A 19,662-nucleotide genomic window follows, 5' to 3' on the forward strand; every position below is an offset into this window, starting at 1 on the left:
CGTCGAACCTGAACGGGGGCTCACCCTGGCAGCGCTTGACGCGGCGCGCTAGCCTGCGGGCGTGCACCTCGCCCCCCGAGACGTCGACAAGCTGCTGCTGCATCAGGCCGGCTTCCTCGCGCAGAAGCGCCTCGCGCGAGGAGTGAGGCTCAACTACCCGGAGGCGGTGGCGCTCATCGCCACGCAGCTGCTGGAGTTCATCCGCGACGGCCGGGGTGTGGCCGAGCTGATGGACCTGGGCCGCCGCCTCCTGGGCCGCGCGCAGGTGATGGAGGGCGTTCCGGAGCTGCTGGTGGAGGTGCAGGTGGAGGGCACCTTCCCGGACGGCTCCAAGCTGGTGACGGTGCACCACCCCGTGGTGGCCGAACATGGCGAGTTGGAGCTGGCCCTCTACGGCAGCTTCCTGCCGGTGCCCCCGAAGGAGCGCTTCAGCGTGCCCGCGCCGACGCAGGCCGGGCCGCCGGGCGAGGTGAAGGTGCTGCCCGGCGAGCTGGTCCTCAACGAGGGCCGTGACGCCCTCTCCCTGCGTGTGACGCACAAGGGAGACAGGCCCATCCAGGTGGGCAGCCACTACCCCTTCTTCGAGACCAACCGCGCGCTCGTCTTCGACCGGGCGAAGGCCTACGGCCGGCGCCTGGACATCCCCGCGGGCACGGCGGTGCGCTTCGAGCCGGGGGAGACGAAGACGGTGCCGCTCGTCGCCATCGCCGGAGACGCGGTGGTGCGCGGCGGCAACGCGCTGGGCAGCGGGAAGGTGACGCCCGAGGGCCGCGAGCGCGCCATGGAAGCGGTGCGGGCACAGGGCTACGGGCACGAGGAGGAAGGCACATGAGCCGGAAGATGGACCGCCGCCACTACGCGGACATGTTCGGCCCCACTACGGGAGACCGGGTGCGGCTGGGCGACACGGGGCTGTGGGCCGAGGTGGAGCGCGACGCCACCGTCTACGGCGACGAGTGCAAGTTCGGCGGCGGCAAGGTGCTGCGCGAGGGCATGGGCCAGCAGGCCGGCGTGGGCGACGCGGAGGCGCTCGACTGCGTGATTACGAACGCGCTCATCCTCGACTGGACGGGCATCTACAAGGCGGACATCGGAATCAAGCACGGGCGCATCGCCGGCATCGGCAAGGCGGGCAACCCCGACGTCATGGCCGGAGTCACGCCGGGCATGGTGGTGGGCGTCACCACCGAGGCCATTGCCGGCGAGGGACTCATCGTCACCGCGGGCGGGCTGGACACGCACATCCACTTCATCTGCCCGCAGCAGGCGGACGAGGCGCTCGCCAGCGGCGTCACCACCTGGGTGGGCGGCGGCACCGGCCCGGCCACGGGCACCAAGGCCACCACCTGCACGCCGGGCGCGTGGAACCTCCAGCGGATGCTCCAGGCCACGGACACGATTCCGCTCAACATCGGCCTCACCGGCAAGGGCAACACGTCCCTGCCCCACGGCCTGGTGGACCAGATTCGCGCGGGCGCCATCGGCCTGAAGCTGCACGAGGACTGGGGCACCACGCCGGCCGCCATCGACACCTGCCTCTCCGTCGCCGAGGGCGAGGACATCCAGGTCACCATCCACACGGACACGCTGAACGAGTCCGGCTACGTGGACGACTCGCTGGCCGCGTTCAAGGGCCGCACCATCCACACGTACCACTCGGAGGGCGCGGGCGGCGGGCACGCCCCGGACATCATCCGCGTGTGCGGCGCGCCCAACGTGCTTCCCAGCTCCACCAACCCCACGCGCCCGTACACGGTGAACACGCTGGATGAGCACCTGGACATGCTCATGGTGTGTCACCACCTGGACCGGGAGATTCCCGAGGACGTGGCCTTCGCGGAGAGCCGCATCCGCGGGGAGACCATCGCCGCGGAGGACATCCTTCACGACCTGGGCGCCATCAGCATCATGGCCTCGGACAGCCAGGCCATGGGCCGGGTGGGCGAGGTCATCTGCCGCACGTGGCAGACGGCCCACAAGATGCGCGAGCAGCGCGGCCGGCTGGGTGGCGAGCGCGGTGACAACGACAACCTGCGCATCCGCCGCTACGTGGCGAAGTACACCATCAACCCGGCCATCGCCCACGGCCTGGCGCACGAGGTGGGCTCCGTCGAGGTGGGGAAGCTGGCGGACCTGGTGCTGTGGCGTCCTGCCTTCTTCGGCCTGCGTCCGGAGCTGGTGCTCAAGGGCGGCTTCATCGCCTGGGGGCAGATGGGCGACGCCAACGCGTCCATCCCCACCCCGCAGCCGTACCTCATGCGGCCCATGTTCGGAGCGCGGGGCCGGGCGCTCGGCGCCACCAGCGTCGTCTTCGTCTCGGGCCGGGCGCTGGCGGAGGGCACCACCCGCGAGCTGGGACTCACCAAGCGGCTGTCCGCGGTGAGCCGCTGCCGGGGCCTGGGCAAGCACGACATGAAGCTCAACGACGCGCTGCCCGTGCTCACGGTGGACCCGGAGACGTACGAGGTGCGCGCCGACGGTGAGCTGCTGCGCTGCGAGCCCGCCCGCGTGCTGCCCCTGGCGCAGCTCTACTCGCTGTTCTGACAGGGGCGCGGCCATGGGCGCGTCGTGGAAGGTGTCGCAGCGGATTGACTCGCCGTTCTGACGGAGAAACGGACCATGGGCGCGTCGTGGAAGGTGTTGCAGCTGGCGGACTCGGGCTTTCCCACCGGGGGCTTCGCGCACTCGGGAGGGCTGGAGGCCGCCGTGCAGCAGGGCGAGGTGCGCGGAGCCACGGAGCTGCGGCGCTTCGTGCGCGAGCTGCTGTGGCAGGCGGGCCATGGCGCGCTGCCGCTCGTGGGCGCGGCGCACCGCGAGCCCTCCGCGCTGCCCGCCCTGGACGCCCGTGCGGACGCCTTCCTCACCAGCCACGTGGCCCACCGCGCCAGCCGGACCCAGGGCCGCGCCTTCCTGGACACCTGCGCGCGCATCTTCCCCGGGCCGGTGGCGCCGCTGCGCGAGGCTGCCCGCGCCGCCGGGCTGCGCTTCCACCATGCACCCGTCTTCGGCGCGGTGGTGCGGGCGCTGGAGGTGGAGCTGCCCGACACCCAGCGACTCTTCCTGTCCCTGACGTTGCGGGGCACGCTGTCCGCGGCGGTGCGGCTGGGAATCATCGGCACGCACGAGTCGCACCAGCTCCAGCACGCGGCCACACCCCTGCTGGACGCCGTCCTGGAGCAGTGCGCCGGGCTGGGCGTGGACGCGCTGGCGCAGCCCTCTCCCCTGTTGGATTTGCTCGGGTCCACACATGACCGGCTCTATTCGAGGCTCTTCCTGTCCTGAGGTGAAGCGCACATGCACGACGACCACCGCGGCCACGGCCACGACGACCATGACCACGAGCACGAGCACGAGGAGCTGGACCACCCGGGCCACTTCCACGAGCGCGAGGAGCCGCAGAAGCGCGACTACCAGTCACGCGCCTTCACCATCGGCATCGGCGGGCCGGTGGGCAGCGGGAAGACGGCGCTGGTGCTGGCGCTGTGCCGCGCGCTGAGAGAGCGCGTACGCCTGGGCGTGGTGACGAACGACATCTTCACCAAGGAGGACGCCGAGTTCCTCGTCCGCAACCAGGCCCTGTCCCCCGAGCGAATCAAGGCGGTGGAGACGGGAGGCTGCCCCCACGCGGCCATCCGCGAGGACATCAGCCACAACCTGATGGCCCTGGAGCAGCTCATGGAGGAGCTGTCGCCGGAGCTGCTCATCGTCGAGAGCGGCGGCGACAACCTGGCGGCGCAGTACAGCCGCGAGCTGGCGGACTACACCGTCTACGTCATCGACGTGGCAGGCGGAGACAAGGTGCCGCGCAAGGGTGGCCCTGGCATCACCCAGTCCGACCTGCTGGTCATCAACAAGACGGACCTGGCCCCGCACGTGGGCGCGGACCTGGGCGTCATGGAGCGCGACGCCAGGAAGATGCGCGGCGACGGGCCCTTCGTCTTCACCCAGGTGACGAAGGGCGTGGGCCTCGACAAGGTGGTGGAGCACCTCCTCGGCGCGTGGCGCCGGCGCACGGGCCGTCAGCGCTGACGGATGGCGCGGACCTTGATGCGGACGGGCGTGTCCGGGGTGGACTCCATGATGCGCTCGCAGGCCGCGCCCGTGAAGAGGACGCCCCGCTCCTCCAGCGTCCAGGTGTCCTCGCCCGCGACGGTGCGCTGGTCATCGAGATAGACGGCCAGCAGCTTCGGGTCCGAAGGCAGCTGGGAGGGGTCCAGCCGGACGAGGCAGGGCTCCAGCAGGAGGATGCGGCCACGGATGTCCTCCAGGGCCTGGGACAGCTCGGCCTGGTTGCCGGCCTGGAAGAAGGGACGCTGACACAGGCGCGTGGCCGGGTCACACGGGTCTCCAGGGCCGCAGGACGTCTGGCCCGCCTCGCAGGTGCGGGCGAAGCCGCCGGCCCGCGCCATGGCATCCAGCACCGCCGGGCCGTTGCCCTCCGCCGTCTCCGAGCCGAAGCCGACGACGATGGTGGTGATGCCCTTCTCCAACAGCTCCCGGACCGCGGACACCGACGCGTCCAGGTCCAGGCAGCCGCGCCGCTCCAGCAGGCCCGTGCACCCCGCGGTCGTGCACCGGCACAGCGCCTCGCCGCCACGATACGCATTGCCCTCGTTGCAGTTGGGCACGCCATCCGTGAGCAGCACCACGAAGCTCTGACGACGGCCCTCCGGCTGGAACCCGGGCAGGTCCTTCACGAAGCGCAGGCTCTGGCTCGTCGGCGTGCCACCCTCGGGTTGCCCATCCCCCGAGTTGGGGATGCCCTGGAGGATGGCGTTGATTTGATTGGCGTGCGCCAGCAGCGACGCATCGTCCTCCCCCTCCGGCAGGCCCTTGAGGACGGAGCCCTCCGAGGCGCCCCGGCAGAAGGCGGTGATGCCCTGCTCCCCGCGCGTCTCGGGGTAGGTCGTCAGGGCGAAGCGGGCCTCGGCACCGCTCTCGGCGAGGAAACCCGGCACCGCGGCCTGCAGCTCCGTCCAGCGCGTGGGGCAGACGGTGGGGTCGCAAGGCGCCTCCTCATCCACCCCACATTCGACCAGCTCCCCGTCGTACGGCACCCTGCAGTCCGGGTCCGCCGCGTCCACCGGCAGCACCATGGAGCCGGAGGTGTCCACCAGCATCATGATGTTGGGCTTGCGGCTGAGGACGGAGAGCTCCTCTTCGACGGTCGTCTGCGACAGGGCCAGGGGCTCCACCGGCTCGAAGTCATACGTCTGACAGGCCCCCGCGAGGGCGCTCACACAGGTACCGAACGCGAGGGCGCTCAACAGGGTTCGCTTGGCGCGCATGATGGATTCCTTCCGCTGGGGAGGAGCTGCGACGCCTTGCTGCCGGCCCGGGTCAGCTCCAGAAGGCGCGCACGCAGGGTAGCGCGTCAGTCGCTCCGGACGTCAATGTCCTCGAGTGCCGTGCCCACGCGCGCTCGCTTCCACCATCAAATTACAACTACAAACCATCCAGCCCGCTTCTCTCCTTGGAACCTGGGGCAGCACGGAAGCCGCCGATGGACCCCACCGGCGACCCCAGTGCCACGGCGAGACGCCTACCAGGCGATGCCGTGGTCCTCGCCGTGGTGGCCTCCTGGACGGAGGGAATCGCGTCAGGGGCAGCTCAGCGAGTACGCCCACTCCGTCGTGGGCAACGCCGTGACGGGGTTGCAGTTCGGCTCCACGCGCACCTTCAGCTGCCCCGACGTCCCCGAGTACGAGAATGTCAGGTTCCGGAGGACCGACGGGTCGCCCGTGGCGACGCAGCCGGTGTCGGCCGCCAGCGTCGTCCCGGAGTAGACCTTGATGCGGTCGTGCACGCCGTAGGTGTGGTAGCTGAGTGTCACCGTCCCGGACGCCTTGCCCAGCTGGAACGTCCGCTCATCCACCTGCGCGCCGCCCGCGGTGGACATGGTGTTGCACGAGCCCACCAGCGTGAAGGTCTGGTACGCCGTCCGCACGACGTTGGAGCGCCGGTCCATGCAGACGCCAAAGAAGAGGTACGTCCCCGGCGCGAGGGTGGCGGTGTGGCTCAGGCTGCGCGGGACGCCGCCCCCCACATCGGTGGTGTCGCCGCTCATCAGCCCGCCCGTCGTGTGGTGGATGGCGAGGTTCGACAGCCCCGCGCCGTTGTCACGCCCGCTGAGCGTCAGGTAGACCTTCCCGTTGTTCGCCGGGTCCACCGTCACCGCCAGCGAGCAGAGCTCCGGAGGCGTGCGGTCGACCACCAGGTCGTACCAGTTCGCCCAGGTATTCCCGAAGCGGTCGACCGCCTCGAACCTCAGCGTGTAGCGTCCCTCCGGGGAGCTGCTGACATCCACGAGCACGTTGTCGAAGCTGAAGTTGAGGGGGAAGGAACTGCTCCACGTCTGAGCGACCACCTCCACCCCGTCCAGGAGCACCCGCGCCGACTGGATGCCGTAGGCGTCGCTGACGCTGAACTTCAGGTTCTGCTGGGGCACGTTTGTAAACCACGGCGTCGCCGCCGTATTCGAGGTGATGGTCACCGCCGGCTTCGCGACATCGAGCGGGAAGTAGACCAGCCTGTTCACCTCGTTTCCCCGGGTGTCCTTCGCGGTGACGCTCACGGTATGCAGCGTGTGCGTCCCATAGTTCTTCGGGTTGAGGGTGATGACGCAGTAGCCGGTGCAGGCCTGGGTGTGCACCGGCGCACCGAGGATGGCGGAGGAGAGGACCACCGTTCCGCTCTCCAGCTTGTTGGCGTCGCGCAGGTCGACCGTGACGATGGCCTCCGTCGAGCTCCTCTGCTCGGTGGTGATGGACACGGCGGGAGGCGTGCGGTCCGCCGGCGGTCCGACGTTCACCGCCGCCCAGGCATCCTCCACCGCCTTGTACTCGGGGGTGTGCGGCACGCGCTGATAGAGCGTCATCGTCGCCTCGAGCATCATCTCCCGAGTCGAGTGATAGTTATTGATGCGCGAGAAGTAGACGCCGCTGAGCGTGTGGTACCAGATCCAATTCGTCGCATCGATACCCAGGCCGGTGAGTCCCGTGGGAAGGAAGGCGCTCCCCCTCTGTGGACTCAGCAGGCCGGCGACGGGGGCCTGTCCTGCCGGGAGCACGCCGACGCTGAGGAAGTAGAACATCCGCTGCAACGGTCCCGCGGCGTAGTGCGAGTCCGCGGTGTCGATGCCCGGCGCCCAGGCGGGGTACATGAACGGGTCGATGAACGAGCGCCCGTAGCGGGCGTCCCCCCAGTTCCCGAACGTCCAATCCCTCCGCACGGTGATGTGCTGGCGGCGCCCTCCGCCGCTGCACGTCAGGGCGTCGCACGGAGTTCCCGCGAGCGCGAGCGCCTCGGGTAGGTAGAAGCCGGCGACCAGACCGAAGATGTCCGCCGTCCCCTCATCCAGTCCCCCCAGCTCGCCGGTGGGGCCGGCGAAGACCCCGGTCATCTGCTCGAAGGCCATGTGGCCGACCTCGTGGGCCACCGTCTCGATGTCGGTCAGCGGGACGTTCGAGAGCGCCTTCCCGTCGGGCACGTACCCGAGCACGATGACGCCATTGCCCGCGGGGTGGGCATTGCCCTGCGGGGCGTGGACATAGGCGTGGATGGGCCCGCCCTGGCCGTCCCAACCATGACGGCGGTACACGTCGGAGAACATCCGGTGGGTGCCGTAGATGGAGATGAACGCGTCCGCCGCCGCGGTCTTCCCGTTGACGGTATTGGGGCCCAGGAAGGAATAGAGCTGGTTGTCGCCCCAGGTGTTGGTGGTGCTCTTGTAGTCGAACGCCGCGGTTCCATCGCGCTGGGTGGCGGCGGAGACGTAGTCGAACCGCTCGCTCTGGAGGTAGTATTGGGACTTCCCGCCCTGGTACGTGGGCAGGACGACGTTCCCCGCGAATGCGCTGCGCAGCGAGCCCTTCGCCATGGCGGAGGGCGGGAAGGCACGCTCCACCACGGCGCCGTCACGCTCGCGGACGAACAGCTCACGGGGCTCATCCGGAGCGAACGCGGAAACTACCTTCACCCGGGTGCCCCGCTCGAACCCCACCACCGTCTCGTAGTCCGCGGCATTCCCGCCGGAAGCGCCGGGGCGCAGGCGGCGCTCATAGACGGGCTCCAGGACAGCCTCGCCCACGTCGCTCACCGTGAGCCCCTTCCGCGCGACATGGGCCTGGGCCCGCTTCAGGCCGGCGGCGGCGGACAGCCGCGCGGGCGCGACGCCCTCGAAGGTGTCGGGCGCGCCGAGCACCTGCAGCGTGTCGTCCACGAAGACGATGACGCCCAAGTCCCTTCCCGTCACGGGCGTGCCCTGGAAGAGCTGCTGAATCCAGACGTGGGTGTCGCCCAGGGAGCTGGTATCGACGCGGCGGACGCGGAACGACAGGCCCGGCGTCCGAGAGGCGAAGCGGCGCTCCACCTCCGCGAGCGCGCGCGCCGAGCGCGGGCCTTCCCGGGCGCGCAGCACCGCGAGGTCCTCGGGGCCGACGTCGGGACGCATGGGCGTGGGAGTGGACGTGGCGCCGTCCCCCGCTTCAGGCAGCGTGTCCCCTGGAGCCTCGGTGGAATCTCCACACGCCACGAGGCCAAGCACGACCAGCACGGACGCGAAACGCGACTTCATGAATGTATCCCCCTCTGAGTGACGACCCGTGGCTTGTAGCAGCGAGCCTCCTCGCGGGACAAACCCGCGAGAGCTCGCCCACGGCGGCCTACGGGTCCGCCTGGGTCCAGGGGGCCTCCCCTCGCCCTACTCGAGCGCTCCCTGCATGATGCGTGAGAGCGCGGAGACGGCCTGCGCGCGCGAGGTCCGCCCGGAGGCCGCGGCCTGGGACAGGGACTCGGCGGCGCCGAAGAGCCCCTCCAGCAGCGCGTGGCCCTCCCCGCGCGAGAGCTTCCCGAAGGGCGCGAAGGCCTTCTTGAGCTCGGCGATACAGGAGTCGCGCACGGACTGCCGGAAGTCCTCCATCTCCTCCGTGGCGGAGAGGGCCGCGGAGAGGGCTCCGAACTCCGGCCCCATGGTGAGGGCGCAGTCCACGTAGGCGGCGCTGACAATCCTGGCGACGTCCTCGAGCGTCTTGCCGTTGGCCTCCAGCGCCGCGCGCATGACCCGGTTCTGTCGCTCGTCCAATTCCTTGTACAGCGCGATGAGCAGGCCGGCCCGCGTGCCGAAGTGCTCGTACGCAATCGGCTTCGTCACCCCGGCGCGCTCCGCCAGGTAGCCCAGCGTCAGCGCCTCGGTGCCCTCGGCCCGGACGATGTCCGACGCCGTCTCCAGGAGCTGCTGCCGCCGCTCCTCCTTCGACATCCGCTTCGCCGCCGACACGACCCGTGCCTCCCTCTCCAGCCTGCCTCGCCGTCACAGCCAGGCGAGAAACCTACCATTGGTAGGTAGCAGGCCGAAATCGTGGCGCGCCCATTTCGCACAACTTACCAATAGTAACATCGCTGGCCGCGAGGACTTCCGGCCGGCCTGTTCCATTCCCTCAGGCAGAGGAGTCATCCGTCATGTCCGCGCACACGCAGAAGCCCGTACTCATCATTGGAGGCGCCGGCCTCGTCGGCTCCCAGACGGCCAGGACGCTTCGTCGGCTCCAGCCCGGGCTGCCCCTCACGCTGGGCGGGCGCGACCTGGCAAGGGCCGGGGCCGTGGCCCGGGAGCTCGGTGGCGCGGACGCGGTGCGGGTCGACCTCGAGCGGCCCGACCTGGGCCTGCCTGACGGGCGGGCCTTCAGCGCCGTCGCCATGTTCGTGAAGGACGACACCCTCCACTCCGTGAAGTACGCCCAGGCGAAGGGAGTGCCTCACGTCGGCATCTCCACGGCCATGTTCGAGCTGGCCCCGGAGGTGGCGCTCTTCATCCACCAGCCCGCCCGCGCGCCCATCCTCCTGGCCAGCCAATGGCTGGCGGGCGCGGCCACGCTGTCCGTGCTCCACTTCGCGAAGGAGTTCCGGGCGCTGGAGTCCATCGACATCTCCGCGGTCCTCGACGAGGAGGACCTGGGCGGGCCGGCGGCGTACGCCGACTTCGAGCGGCAGACGCAGGCGGCTCCGAATGCCCAGATACTCGAGGACGGGAAGTGGCGCTGGGTCCATGGCGAGGCCGCCGCGCGCACCTTCAAGAGCGTGGATGGAACGGAGGTGCGGGGCCAGGCCTACTCGCTGCTCGACGGCATGAGCCTCGCGGCCGCCACCGGGGCCCGGTCCATCCGGTTCGACCTCTCGCTGGGACAGTCCTCAAGCCGCCGACGCGGCGAGCCCTTCTCGACGGAAATCATCCTCGAGCTGACCGGCGAGCTCCGGGATGGGACGAAGGGGCGCGTCCGCCATGAGCTCGTCCACCCCTCGGGCCAGGCACCGGTGACCGCGGTGGGAGTCGCCGTCGCCCTGGAGCGGCTGCTCGGGCTCTCGGGCGGAGCACCCGTGGCGCCAGGGCTGTACCTGCCAGAGGTGCTTGTCGAGCCCGCGTACCTGGTGCGGCGGCTGGAGGAGTTCGGCACCCGCTTCCGGCGTGTGTAACCGAAGCCCGCGTCCGCGACGTGGCACCCACCGGGCACGGCGTGCCTGGAGCCGTCAGCCCGCCGTTCGTCTCGCGACACCCTTCCCCTTCATGCAGTCCCAGTCAGAGGAGGCCATCCATGTCCCCGAACCCGAATAAACCCGTACTCATCATCGGAGGCTCCGGCGTCGTCGGCAGTCGTGCCGCGAGAGCCCTTCGCCGGCTCCAACCGGAGCTACCCCTCACCCTTGGCGCACGCGACATGGACAAGGCCCAGGCCCTGGCCAGGGAGCTCGGCGGCGCGGACACCGCGAGAATCGACCTGGGGCGGCCCGACCTGGGACTTCCTCCGGGAGCGGACTTCAGCGCGGTAGTCGTACTGCTGAAGGACGACTCGCTCCACTCGATGAGGTACGCGCAGGCGAAGGGCCTGCCCTACGTCTCCTTCTCCGACTTCGTGTTCGACATCGGGCCCGAGGTGGCGCTCTACATCCAGAAGCCCACGAGCGCGCCCATCCTGCTGCTGGGCCACTTCCTGGGAGGCACCATCACCCTCTCGGCCCTTCACTTCGCTCGGGAGTTCCGGAAGCTCCAGACGATTGAAGTCAGCGCGGTCTTCGACGAGGAAGACGTGGGCGGGCCGGTGGCACAGGGAGACATGGAGCGCCTCAGCCAAGGCGTGCCGCATCCCCTGCTGCTCAAGGACGGGAAGTTCCTCTGGGCCCGAGGAGCGGATGCGGAGCGCCGCTTCACCGGGGTGGATGGGACGGAGTGGCAGGGACGGGCCTACCCGCTGCTCGACGTGGTGAGCCTCGCGGCCGCGACCGAGGCGCGCTCCATCCGGCTCGACTTCGCGGTGAGGGCCGCGGCCAGTCGCCGAGGCAAGGGTCCTTCGCACGAGGTCATCATCGAGCTGACGGGTGAGCGGCTGGATGGGACGACGGGGCGCGTGCGCCATGAGCTCATCGATGGAGATGTGCACTCGGGGATGAGTGCACGGGGCGTGGCCCTCGCAGTGGAACGGCTGCTGGGGCTCGCGGGTGGACCGCCCGTGGCACCGGGGCTCTACCACCCCGAGAGCCTGCTAGAGCCGGCGTACGTCGTCGAGCGGATGAGGGAGTTCGGCACCCGCATCCAGCGCGCGTGAGTGGCTTCATGGAGTGAAGGCGTCGAACCACCCCAGGGCCTGCTCCCGAGCAAGTCGAGGGGGGCGGTATTGGGCCTGGTAGGGCTCGTAGAACAGCTCCGGGTGGCGCTCCCCGGCGGCAGCACCGGTCTGCCCTGGGTTGCCGCCCACATGCAGGACGAAGAGCGCCTGCCAGTGCTCCTCTTCTCGCAGTTGCTCCGCCGTCAGCCGGTACAGCACCCAGCGTCGCTCCTCGTCATGCGCGGCGATGCGGTCGGGCTCGGCCACGACATAGAGGCAGCGCTCGCCGTGGTACTCGGCGAGGCCTTCGAGGGGGCCATCCCAGAAGTCGTTCACCCACAGGTGCCGCACCTCTCCGTCGGGAAGGCGGGGGAGGTGTGCCAGCTCGAGGCCCTGGGGATGTTCCGTCATTCTCGTCATCGTTCTTCGGAGGTCCTCATCCTGCTACCTCCCACTGCAAGGCTCGGCTCATTCCCATCCTCGCAACACGGCGACCCGGTGGCGAGCCTGGGGATTCAGCCCACAGCTCCGGGCTCGAAGCGCGCGAGGAAGACCTTGAACTGCAGCGAGACGAAGAGCGGACGCGGCGCCACCAGTCCGGTCCGGGCGAACATCGCGAACAGGGCGGCATCGGACTCGATGGGCCGAATCACCGCGAAGAGCTGGCGTCGACGCTCCAGCGCTTCCGTGGGGACTCCATACGCCCGCAACCGCCGCAGCTCCACGTTCATCAGCTCGGGGTCATTGCCGACGCGGCAGCCCAGGACGAGGGGCGCTCCGGGCTTGAGCCGCCGGGTCACCTCTCGCAGCAGCTCGAGGCGGGCCTCCTCGCCCTCCACATGGTGCAGGACCCCCATCATCTGCGCGCCGTCGAACGGGGGGCCGGGAGGAAGGGTGTGCAGCTCGCCCACGTGCAGGTGCGTGCGAGAGAGCATCCCCTCGGCCTCCAGGCGCTGGCGGGCGACGGCGAGCATGGCGTCGGAGGGCTCCACGCCCGTGAAGCGCCAGCCCGGCACGTTGAAGCGCGTGTAGGGCATCAACTCCGCGCCCGTGCCCAGCCCCACATAGAGCAGCGACGCCGTGTCCTGGCCGTCGAGCTGGGCGGTCAGCGCACTGACGCCGAGTTCGTACGCCGCCTGGAAACCCGCGAGGTTGACGGACGCCTGGGCATCGTAATGAGCGGCGCGGTCGGCGCCAAAGCCCGGCACGACGTGGTGGTGGACGGAGTGGGCTGGGTGTTCGTGAGTCATGACGTGTCCTCGGGAATCCTGCGAAGGCGTGCGATACGACAGGAGGATGCGTCGGCCCCCCGATGAACGGGAGAGCGGGGATTCAGGCCGAATCGGCGGAAAGGAGGGTTCGCCGTGCGCCTGGCGGGAGGACCGGCAGGGTAGGCCGTCAGTCCTGGCCTTTCGGGAGCGTGACAGTACCCGGATTCTCGATGGAGGCGAGCGCAGCGCAGCGCGCGGCAGGTAGCGGCCAGGCTCTCCACCGAGAAGGAGTGCCATCTTGATGAGGGAATAGAAGATGGAAGCCGCCTTGGTACCCCGCTGAGACTTGCTGCTCCAGCTGTGTAGCCATTGGAGGTCTCACGCGAGGCTGAAGCCTGCGACGACAGGGCACGGCGAACGCTTACGCCTCCGGGCCCGCAGCTCCACCTCCGGGCCCGCAGCTCCGCCTCCGTGCCCGCAGCTCCGCCTCCGTGCCCGCAGCTCCGCCTCCGCGACTGACCCCACGCCATCATGGCCGCCGCTCCGCTTCCGTGGCGGGCCACACGCCAGGCCAAGCCCGCGGCGGAAGGGCGCACAACCCGAAGCATCCCCTCACGGTGCGCCCCATGTCAGACCCACCCGGTAGACAGGTGCTGGCGGAAGGAACGTTCATTCCGGGCGGTAGCCGTCCGGGGGCGGGGAGGGGCAAGGGGATGTGGGTTCTGGAGATGATGCACGCCGAGGCCATGTACGCGGCGGCGGCGCTGCTGGCGCGGCGGGGCTACGACAACGTGCAGGCCTGCGAGCTGGCGCGGGCCATGCGCTTCTCGGTGGGCACGCTGTACCGGCACTACGGCAGCAAGCAGGGCCTGGCGCTGGCGGTGCGCGACTACGCCGAGAGGGAGCTCAGCTACCAGGCCGACGTCGCCTTCTTCATGAAGCATGTGCAGCCAGGCGTGGACTTCGGCCGGGCCTTCTACGCCTTCTGGTGGGAACTGGTCGGGTGGGCACTGCGGCATCCGGACCTCTTCAGCTTCACCTTCCTGCACTGGCATGCCCATGAGTATGGGGCGCAGTCCGCCCCTGCCCCCGGGCCCCGAATTCCGGGCGCTCTCCTGCCACAGTCGAACGGAGGAGCCACCCGCGCACTGGTGCGCGAGGTGCTGGAGAAGGGCGAGAAGGAGGGCGTGCTGACACCGGGCTGCAGCCTTGTGGGCGAGGGGCTGGTGTGGGGCACGCTGTTGGAACTGGCGCGCGCGGCCCGGCAGGGCGCCAGGGTGGGTGAAGTCGAAGTGCAGTCCTCGGCCGATGCTCTCTGGCGCGCCCTGGCGCGTGCGAAAGACTCCGGACCACGGGGTGCTGGCACTCCTTCTCCAGGAAGAGAAGAACCGTCGGCCGGGCCCCCCAACGGCGTTGCGATGGCGCCAGCTTCTCTACTGCGGGATGCACCGTCGGCCGGGACTCCCGACGCCATTGTAATGGAGCCGGCCTCTCTAACCCTGGAGTCGCCGCCGACCGACGCGCGCCCTGCCGGTGAGGAATGCAGCGCGCTGCTGATAACTCAGGTGGCTGAACTGCGATCCACGGGTGGAGAGCACCCTGTCCTGTTGGGGACGCCGCTGGCTGGCTCACACCCTGGAGATGAAGCACGCGAAGCTCACAGCGCCGCGACGGCTACAGCACCGGGTGCGCCGTCCGCGAGCACGGATTCGTCCCCTGCTCCAAGCCATCCAGTAGGAGGTGTGCTCGGGAGATGCCGTCAGGGCCACTCCCGAGCCAACCCAAACCGTGAGCGTCTGAAAGACAGACGGCCGGAAGCCTCGATGGCTTCCGGCCTGCTCTTCAATCATGGTCCTCGCGACACATTCATCCGCCGTGGACGCGGAACCTCTCTCTCACGGGTCTGCCCTCAGTCATCCGCCGTGGACGCGGAACCTCTCTCTCACGGGTCTGCCCTCAGTCATCCGCCGTGGGCGCGGAGCCTCTCTCGCACGGGTCTGCTCTCAGTCATCCGCCGTGGATGCGGAGCCTCTCTCACGGGTCTGCCTTCAGTGCCCCGGTGCTCCGGTGGCGCCGGGTGGCAGCGGGGCGGGTTGGGGCTCCGCCCTGCGCAGCTCCAGCTTCCGGATGACGATGTAGAAGATGGGCGTCAGCACGAGCCCGAACAGCGTCACCCCGAGCATCCCCGCGAGCACCGCCACGCCCATGGCCTGGCGCATCTCGGCTCCGGCGCCCGTCGCCGTCGCGAGCGGCACCACGCCCATGATGAAGGCCACCGAGGTCATCAGGATGGGCCGCAGCCGCAGCCGGCACGCCTCGAGCGCCGCCTGCACCACGCCCATTCCCTCGTCCTCCTTGGAGCGCGCGAACTCGACAATGAGGATGGCGTTCTTCGCCGCGAGCCCGATGAGCACCACGAGGCCAATCTGGGTGAAGATGTTGTTCTCCCCTCCCGTGAGCCACACGCCCGCGATGGCGCTGAGCAGCGCCATGGGCACGGTGAGCAGCACCGCCAGCGGCAGCGTCCAGCTGTTGTACTGCGCCGCGAGGATGAGGAAGGCCAGCAGGATGGCCAGCGGGAACACGAGCAGCCCTTCCCTGCCGGCGAGCTTCTCCTGGTAGGTGAGGTCGGTCCACTCGAAGCTCATCCCGGCGGGGAGTGTCTCCGTCGCGACCCGCTCCATGGCCGCCACCGCCTGCCCCGTGCTGACGCCCGGCCGCGCCACCCCGTTGAGGTCCGCTGACGGGTAGCCGTTGTAGCGCATCACCTGGTCCGGCCCGAAGGACGGCACCACGTTCACCAGCGAGGCCAGCGGCACCATGTCGCCCCGAGGGTTGCGCACCTGGAGCCGGCCAATGTCCTCCGGCTGCATGCGGTACGGCGCATCCGCCTGCACGTTCACCTGGTAGGTGCGGCCGAAGCGGTTGAAGTCATTCACATAGAGCGAGCCCAAGTGGATTTGCAGCGTGTCGAAGATGTCTCCGAGCGGCACCCCCTGCGTCTTCGCCTTCACCCGGTCCACGTCGAGCTTGAGCTGGGGCACGTTGATTTCGAAGCCCGACATCAGCCCCGCCACCTCCGGCTCCTCCGAGGCCCGCCGCGCGAGCGCCTGCGCCGCTTCGTACAGCGCCTCCGGGCCGAGCCCTGCCCTGTCTTCCAGCTGGAGCTTGAAGCCCGCCAACGCGCCCATGCCCGGCACCGGCGGTGGCGGGAAGATGGCGGTGAAGCCCTCCTGAATGGTGCTGAACTTCGCCTGGAGCCGCCCGGCGATGGCCGTCGCCGAGAGGTCGTCCGTGGTGCGCTTCTCGAAGGTGTCGAGGATGGTGAAGACCACCGCCGCGTTGGGCGCGTTGACGAAGCCGTTGACGGACAGGCCGGAGAACGCCACCACGTTCGCCACGCCTGGCTCGGCCAGGGCCAGCTCCGACATCCGCCGCACCACGTCCGTGGTCCGGTCCAGCGAGGCCGCGGGCGGGAGCTGGGCGATGCCCACGAGGTAGTACTTGTCCTGCATGGGCACGAAGCCCTTGGGCACCCGCTCGAAGCCCGCCCAGGTCAGCCCGAGGAGCCCGCCATAGATGACGAGCGCCACCACGCTGATGCGCACCACGCGCCGCACCGCGCTCACGTAGCCCTCCGAGGCCCGGTCGAAGAAGCGGTTGAAGGGCCGGAACAGCCAGCTCCCCAGCGCCCAATCCATGAAGCGCGTGAGGGCGTCCTTCCGCCCGTGGTGTGAGCGCAGCAGCACGCCCGCCAGCGCCGGACTCAGGGTGAGCGAGTTGAAGGCGGAGAGGAGGGTGGAGATGGCGATGGTGAGCGCGAACTGCCGGTAGAACTGGCCGGTGAGCCCGCCCATGAAGGCGGTGGGCACGAACACAGCCGCCAGCACCGAGGTGATGGCGATGATGGGCCCCGTCACCTCCGTCATCGCCCGGCGCGCCGCCTCCTTCGGACTGGCGCCCAGCGCGATGTGCCGCTCGACGTTCTCCACGACGACGATGGCGTCGTCCACTACGATTCCAATGGAGAGCACGAGCCCGAAGAGCGAGAGCGTGTTGAGCGAGAAGCCCAGCAGGTGCATCACCGCCGCCGTGCCCACCAGCGACACCGGCACCGCCGCCAGGGGGATGATGGAGGCGCGCCACGTCTGGAGGAAGAGCACCACCACCAGCACCACCAGCAGCACCGCCTCCAGCAGCGTGGTCACCACATTCTTGATGGACGCGCGCACGAAGAAGGTCGGGTCATAGGCGATGCGGTACTCCATGCCCTTGGGGAAGGCCTGGCTCAGCTCCTTCACCTTCGCCTGCACGGCGGAGGACACCTCGAGCGCGTTGGAGCCAGACGCCTGGTTGATGCCGATGGCCACCGCGGGCTTGCCGTCCAGCAGGGCCTTCAGCGAGTAGCTGCTGGCGCCCAGCTCCACCCGGGCCACGTCGCGCAGGCGCGTCACCTGCCCGCCCTCTCCCACCTTGAGGACGATGTCGCCGAACTGCTCCTCGTCGGTGAGCCGGCCCTGCGTGGTGACGGTTATCTGGAAGGCGGAGCTGGCGTCCGGCTGCTGGCCGACGACTCCGGCGGCCACCTGCACGTTCTGCTCGCGGATGGCGGCCACCGCGTCACTCGCCGTGAGCTTGCGCGAGGCGAGCTTCGCCGGGTCCAACCAGACGCGCATGCTGTACTCGCCCGCGCCCCACACCACCACGCCGCCCACCCCGGGGATGCGCTGGAGCACGTCGCGCACCTGGAGCACCGCGTAGTTGGAGAGGTAGAGGGGCTCCAGCGTGGAGTCCGGTGAGACGAGGTGCACCACCATCAGGAGGTCGGTGCTCGTCTTCTCCGTGAGCACGCCGAGCCGCTGCACCTCCGCCGGCAGGCGCGGAATCGCGCGCGCCACCCGGTTCTGCACCTGCACCTGCGCGAGGTCCGCGTCCACGCCCTGGGCGAACGTCACCGTCAGCGTCACCCGGCCGTCGCTGGTGGACTGCGAGGACTGGTAGAGCATGCCCTCCACGCCGTTGATTTCCTGCTCCAGCGGCGCGGCCACCGTCTCGGCAATCACCTGGGGGTTGGCGCCGGGGTAGGCCGCGCGCACCACCACCGTGGGGGGCGCGACGGCGGGGTACTCGCTCAGGGGGAGCTGCACCAGCGAGAGTCCGCCCGCGATGAGCAGCAGGACGGAGAGCACGGCCGCGAAGATGGGCCGGTCGACGAAGAAGTGGGTGAACTTCATGGGCGCGAGCCCTCGGGACGTTGCGTCTTCGCCATGGCCACCAGCTTCGGTGCCACCTTCATGCCCGGCCGGGCCATTCCCTTGAGGACGATGCGCTCCCCGGGGGCGAGCCCCTTGAGCACCGAGCGCAGGCCCCCTTCAGTGGCGCCCAGCTCCACCCGACGCTGCTCCAGCGACTCGTCCGGGCGGACCACCAGCACGAAGCGGCCCTGCTGGTCCGTCCCCACCGCCTGCTCGTCGATGAGCACCGTGGCTCGGGCCGGGCCCGTCTCCAGGCGCACACGCGCGAAGAGGCCGGGCGTGAGGCGGCCGTCCGGGTTGGACAGGACGGCGCGGGCTCGCGCGGTGCCCGTGCCCGAGTCCACGCGGTTGGAGAGGAAGTCGAGCCGGGCCTCCCAGGGGAAGCCCTCGTCGCCCAGCAGGGCCACGCGGACGGGCACCGGGTGGACCCGACCGTCGGACTGCCGGCCCGAGGGCCCCGCGCTCGCGAAGCGCAGGTAGGTGGTCTCGTCCACGTCGAAGTAGACGTAGAAGGGGTCCACCGAGACGATGGTGGTGAGCAGCGTCGCACCGGCGCTGCCTCCGCTGACGAGGTTCCCCGGCGTGACGAGCGCCTGCCCCACCCGTCCGCTGATGGGCGCTCGGACCTTCGTGTCCTGGAGGTCGATGTCGGCCGAGCGCACGGCGGCGCGGGCGGACTCGACGCGGGCGCGGCTCTCGGCGCGCTCGGCCTTCAGCACGTCGAAGTCACCCTGGGAGATGACCCGCTCGGCAACCAGCTTCTCGCCGCGCTCGAAGCGGCTCTGCGCGAGGGTGCTCCGCTCCTCGGCCTGACGCAGGTCCGCCTGGGCGCGCGCGAGGGTGGCCTCATAGGTGCGGGCGTCGAGTTGGAAGAGCACCTGTCCCGCCTTGACCAGCCCTCCCTCCGCGAAGCGAACGGAGTCGAGGTAGCCCCCGACTCGGGGACGCAGCTCGACGCTCTGCACGGCGGCGAGCGTCCCGGTGAATTCCGCGCTCTCCGACAGCGGCTTCGTGACGACCTCGGCCACGATGACTTCGGGGGCCGCCGCTCTCGCGGGGCTCGCGGACGGCGGTTCACCGTTTCCGTCACGGGCCAGGACGAACCCTCCCACCATCAGCGGGGCGACCAGGGCCGCGCCCACCACGACACGTCTCAGCTTCATGGGTGACTCCTCTGCAAAACGAGACGGCCGGCACGAAATGGCTCGCGCTCCCGCGAGTCGGCTTTCGCACCAACCGTTGAGGCTCAGGAGGCGGAGCAAGGCTCCGCCAGGGCTCCTCCACCGGGACGGACACGTCCCCCGGGGAGCCGGAAATGTGGGTGCAGGGGTTCAGGCGCGGCAGGGACGCCGCGCACTCACGGACAACGGGCGTCGGGAGCGGCTCTTACAGCTGCCGGGTCGGGCGCGGGTTGCTCAGCAACGTTGTCGACAACAGGGGCGCGCCGGGAGTATCCGACGTTCTCTCACGCCACCTCCCATGGAGGCGCGAGCCACCTGGGCGGAGTGGGACGACGGGGCAGTGGCGGCCATCCGCGCGGCAACGGAGGCCGCGACGGTCTGAATGGGGGTGTTACCGGCCACGAAATGGAACATGGCC

General features: G+C 69.9%; 13 protein-coding genes and 1 pseudogene. 7 read left to right on the plus strand and 7 right to left on the minus strand.

Annotated features, from left to right (window positions below; translation table 11 throughout):
• Window positions 1–61 precede the first annotated feature (61 nt).
• From ureA to ureG, 4 genes are all read left to right on the plus strand, one after another.
• Window positions 62–832: an urease subunit gamma gene (gene ureA, locus G4D85_RS05775; RefSeq protein ID WP_164008653.1), complete on the plus strand. Its 771-nt coding sequence runs from the start codon at window positions 62–64 to the stop codon at window positions 830–832.
• Entirely contained in the window at window positions 829–2,544 is a 1,716-nt protein-coding gene (ureC, locus tag G4D85_RS05780; RefSeq protein ID WP_164008655.1) for an urease subunit alpha, read from the plus strand. Before ureA ends, ureC begins: the two co-directional genes overlap by 4 nt.
• Window positions 2,545–2,619: 75 nt before the next feature.
• Complete coding sequence (locus G4D85_RS05785) at window positions 2,620–3,282, plus strand: urease accessory protein UreF (protein ID WP_164008657.1); 663 nt, start codon at window positions 2,620–2,622, stop codon at window positions 3,280–3,282.
• Between the two features lie 12 nt (window positions 3,283–3,294).
• Complete coding sequence (gene ureG / locus G4D85_RS05790) at window positions 3,295–4,029, plus strand: urease accessory protein UreG (protein ID WP_164008659.1); 735 nt, start codon at window positions 3,295–3,297, stop codon at window positions 4,027–4,029.
• Here ureG and cglB read toward each other — a convergent pair.
• The 3 genes from cglB to G4D85_RS05805 form a co-directional block, all read right to left on the minus strand.
• A complete protein-coding gene (cglB, locus tag G4D85_RS05795; protein ID WP_164008661.1) occupies window positions 4,020–5,288 on the minus strand; it encodes an adventurous gliding motility lipoprotein CglB in 1,269 nt (422 codons plus the stop codon). The two genes, ureG and cglB, sit on opposite strands and share 10 nt — an antisense overlap.
• A gap of 311 nt (window positions 5,289–5,599) precedes the next feature.
• Window positions 5,600–8,575: a M4 family metallopeptidase gene (locus tag G4D85_RS05800; RefSeq protein WP_164008663.1), complete on the minus strand. Its 2,976-nt coding sequence runs from the start codon at window positions 8,573–8,575 to the stop codon at window positions 5,600–5,602.
• A gap of 126 nt (window positions 8,576–8,701) precedes the next feature.
• Window positions 8,702–9,277: a TetR/AcrR family transcriptional regulator gene (locus G4D85_RS05805; RefSeq protein WP_240359089.1), complete on the minus strand. Its 576-nt coding sequence runs from the start codon at window positions 9,275–9,277 to the stop codon at window positions 8,702–8,704.
• 182 nt (window positions 9,278–9,459) lie between these two features.
• Here G4D85_RS05805 and G4D85_RS05810 point away from each other — a divergent pair, with 182 nt between their 5' ends.
• Window positions 9,460–10,470: a saccharopine dehydrogenase family protein gene (locus G4D85_RS05810; protein ID WP_164008665.1), complete on the plus strand. Its 1,011-nt coding sequence runs from the start codon at window positions 9,460–9,462 to the stop codon at window positions 10,468–10,470.
• 119 nt (window positions 10,471–10,589) lie between these two features.
• The gene (locus G4D85_RS05815; RefSeq protein ID WP_164008667.1) at window positions 10,590–11,597 is read left to right on the plus strand and encodes an SDR family oxidoreductase; all 1,008 of its coding nucleotides are present in this window, start codon (window positions 10,590–10,592) and stop codon (window positions 11,595–11,597) included.
• Between the two features lie 6 nt (window positions 11,598–11,603).
• On the opposite strand, the gene G4D85_RS05820 is transcribed toward G4D85_RS05815, so the two are convergent.
• Window positions 11,604–12,008: a hypothetical protein gene (locus G4D85_RS05820; RefSeq protein WP_164008669.1), complete on the minus strand. Its 405-nt coding sequence runs from the start codon at window positions 12,006–12,008 to the stop codon at window positions 11,604–11,606.
• 104 nt (window positions 12,009–12,112) lie between these two features.
• Window positions 12,113–12,847, minus strand: coding sequence for a class I SAM-dependent methyltransferase (locus G4D85_RS05825; protein WP_164008671.1), 735 nt, complete (start codon window positions 12,845–12,847; stop codon window positions 12,113–12,115).
• A 707-nt stretch (window positions 12,848–13,554) separates the two neighbouring features.
• Between G4D85_RS05825 and G4D85_RS50690 the strand changes: the two are divergent.
• Window positions 13,555–13,680, plus strand: a pseudogene (locus G4D85_RS50690) (TetR family transcriptional regulator); the annotation flags it as partial.
• A 1,176-nt stretch (window positions 13,681–14,856) separates the two neighbouring features.
• Here G4D85_RS50690 and G4D85_RS05835 read toward each other — a convergent pair.
• Together G4D85_RS05835 and G4D85_RS05840 are read right to left on the minus strand one after the other, a co-directional pair.
• Complete coding sequence (locus G4D85_RS05835; RefSeq protein ID WP_164008673.1) at window positions 14,857–18,042, minus strand: efflux RND transporter permease subunit; 3,186 nt, start codon at window positions 18,040–18,042, stop codon at window positions 14,857–14,859.
• Complete coding sequence (locus G4D85_RS05840) at window positions 18,039–19,226, minus strand: efflux RND transporter periplasmic adaptor subunit (protein WP_164008675.1); 1,188 nt, start codon at window positions 19,224–19,226, stop codon at window positions 18,039–18,041. The genes G4D85_RS05835 and G4D85_RS05840 overlap by 4 nt, the downstream gene beginning before the upstream one ends.
• Window positions 19,227–19,662 lie beyond the last annotated feature (436 nt).

This window comes from Pyxidicoccus trucidator (assembly GCF_010894435.1).
Lineage (GTDB): Bacteria > Myxococcota > Myxococcia > Myxococcales > Myxococcaceae > Myxococcus > Myxococcus trucidator.

Bases quoted from the DNA above. Each gene is read 5' to 3' on its own strand.
- G4D85_RS05800 (WP_164008663.1), bottom strand. From the start codon at position 8,575: ATGAAGTCGCGTTTCGCGTCCGTGCTGGTCGTGCTTGGCCTCGTGGCG.
- G4D85_RS05815 (WP_164008667.1), top strand. From the start codon at position 10,590: ATGTCCCCGAACCCGAATAAACCCGTACTCATCATCGGAGGCTCCGGC.
- cglB (WP_164008661.1), bottom strand. From the start codon at position 5,288: ATGCGCGCCAAGCGAACCCTGTTGAGCGCCCTCGCGTTCGGTACCTGT.
- ureC (WP_164008655.1), top strand. From the start codon at position 829: ATGAGCCGGAAGATGGACCGCCGCCACTACGCGGACATGTTCGGCCCC.
- G4D85_RS05810 (WP_164008665.1), top strand. From the start codon at position 9,460: ATGTCCGCGCACACGCAGAAGCCCGTACTCATCATTGGAGGCGCCGGC.
- G4D85_RS05785 (WP_164008657.1), top strand. From the start codon at position 2,620: ATGGGCGCGTCGTGGAAGGTGTTGCAGCTGGCGGACTCGGGCTTTCCC.
- G4D85_RS05840 (WP_164008675.1), bottom strand. From the start codon at position 19,226: ATGAAGCTGAGACGTGTCGTGGTGGGCGCGGCCCTGGTCGCCCCGCTG.
- G4D85_RS05825 (WP_164008671.1), bottom strand. From the start codon at position 12,847: ATGACTCACGAACACCCAGCCCACTCCGTCCACCACCACGTCGTGCCG.
- ureG (WP_164008659.1), top strand. From the start codon at position 3,295: ATGCACGACGACCACCGCGGCCACGGCCACGACGACCATGACCACGAG.
- G4D85_RS05820 (WP_164008669.1), bottom strand. From the start codon at position 12,008: ATGACGGAACATCCCCAGGGCCTCGAGCTGGCACACCTCCCCCGCCTT.
- G4D85_RS05835 (WP_164008673.1), bottom strand. From the start codon at position 18,042: ATGAAGTTCACCCACTTCTTCGTCGACCGGCCCATCTTCGCGGCCGTG.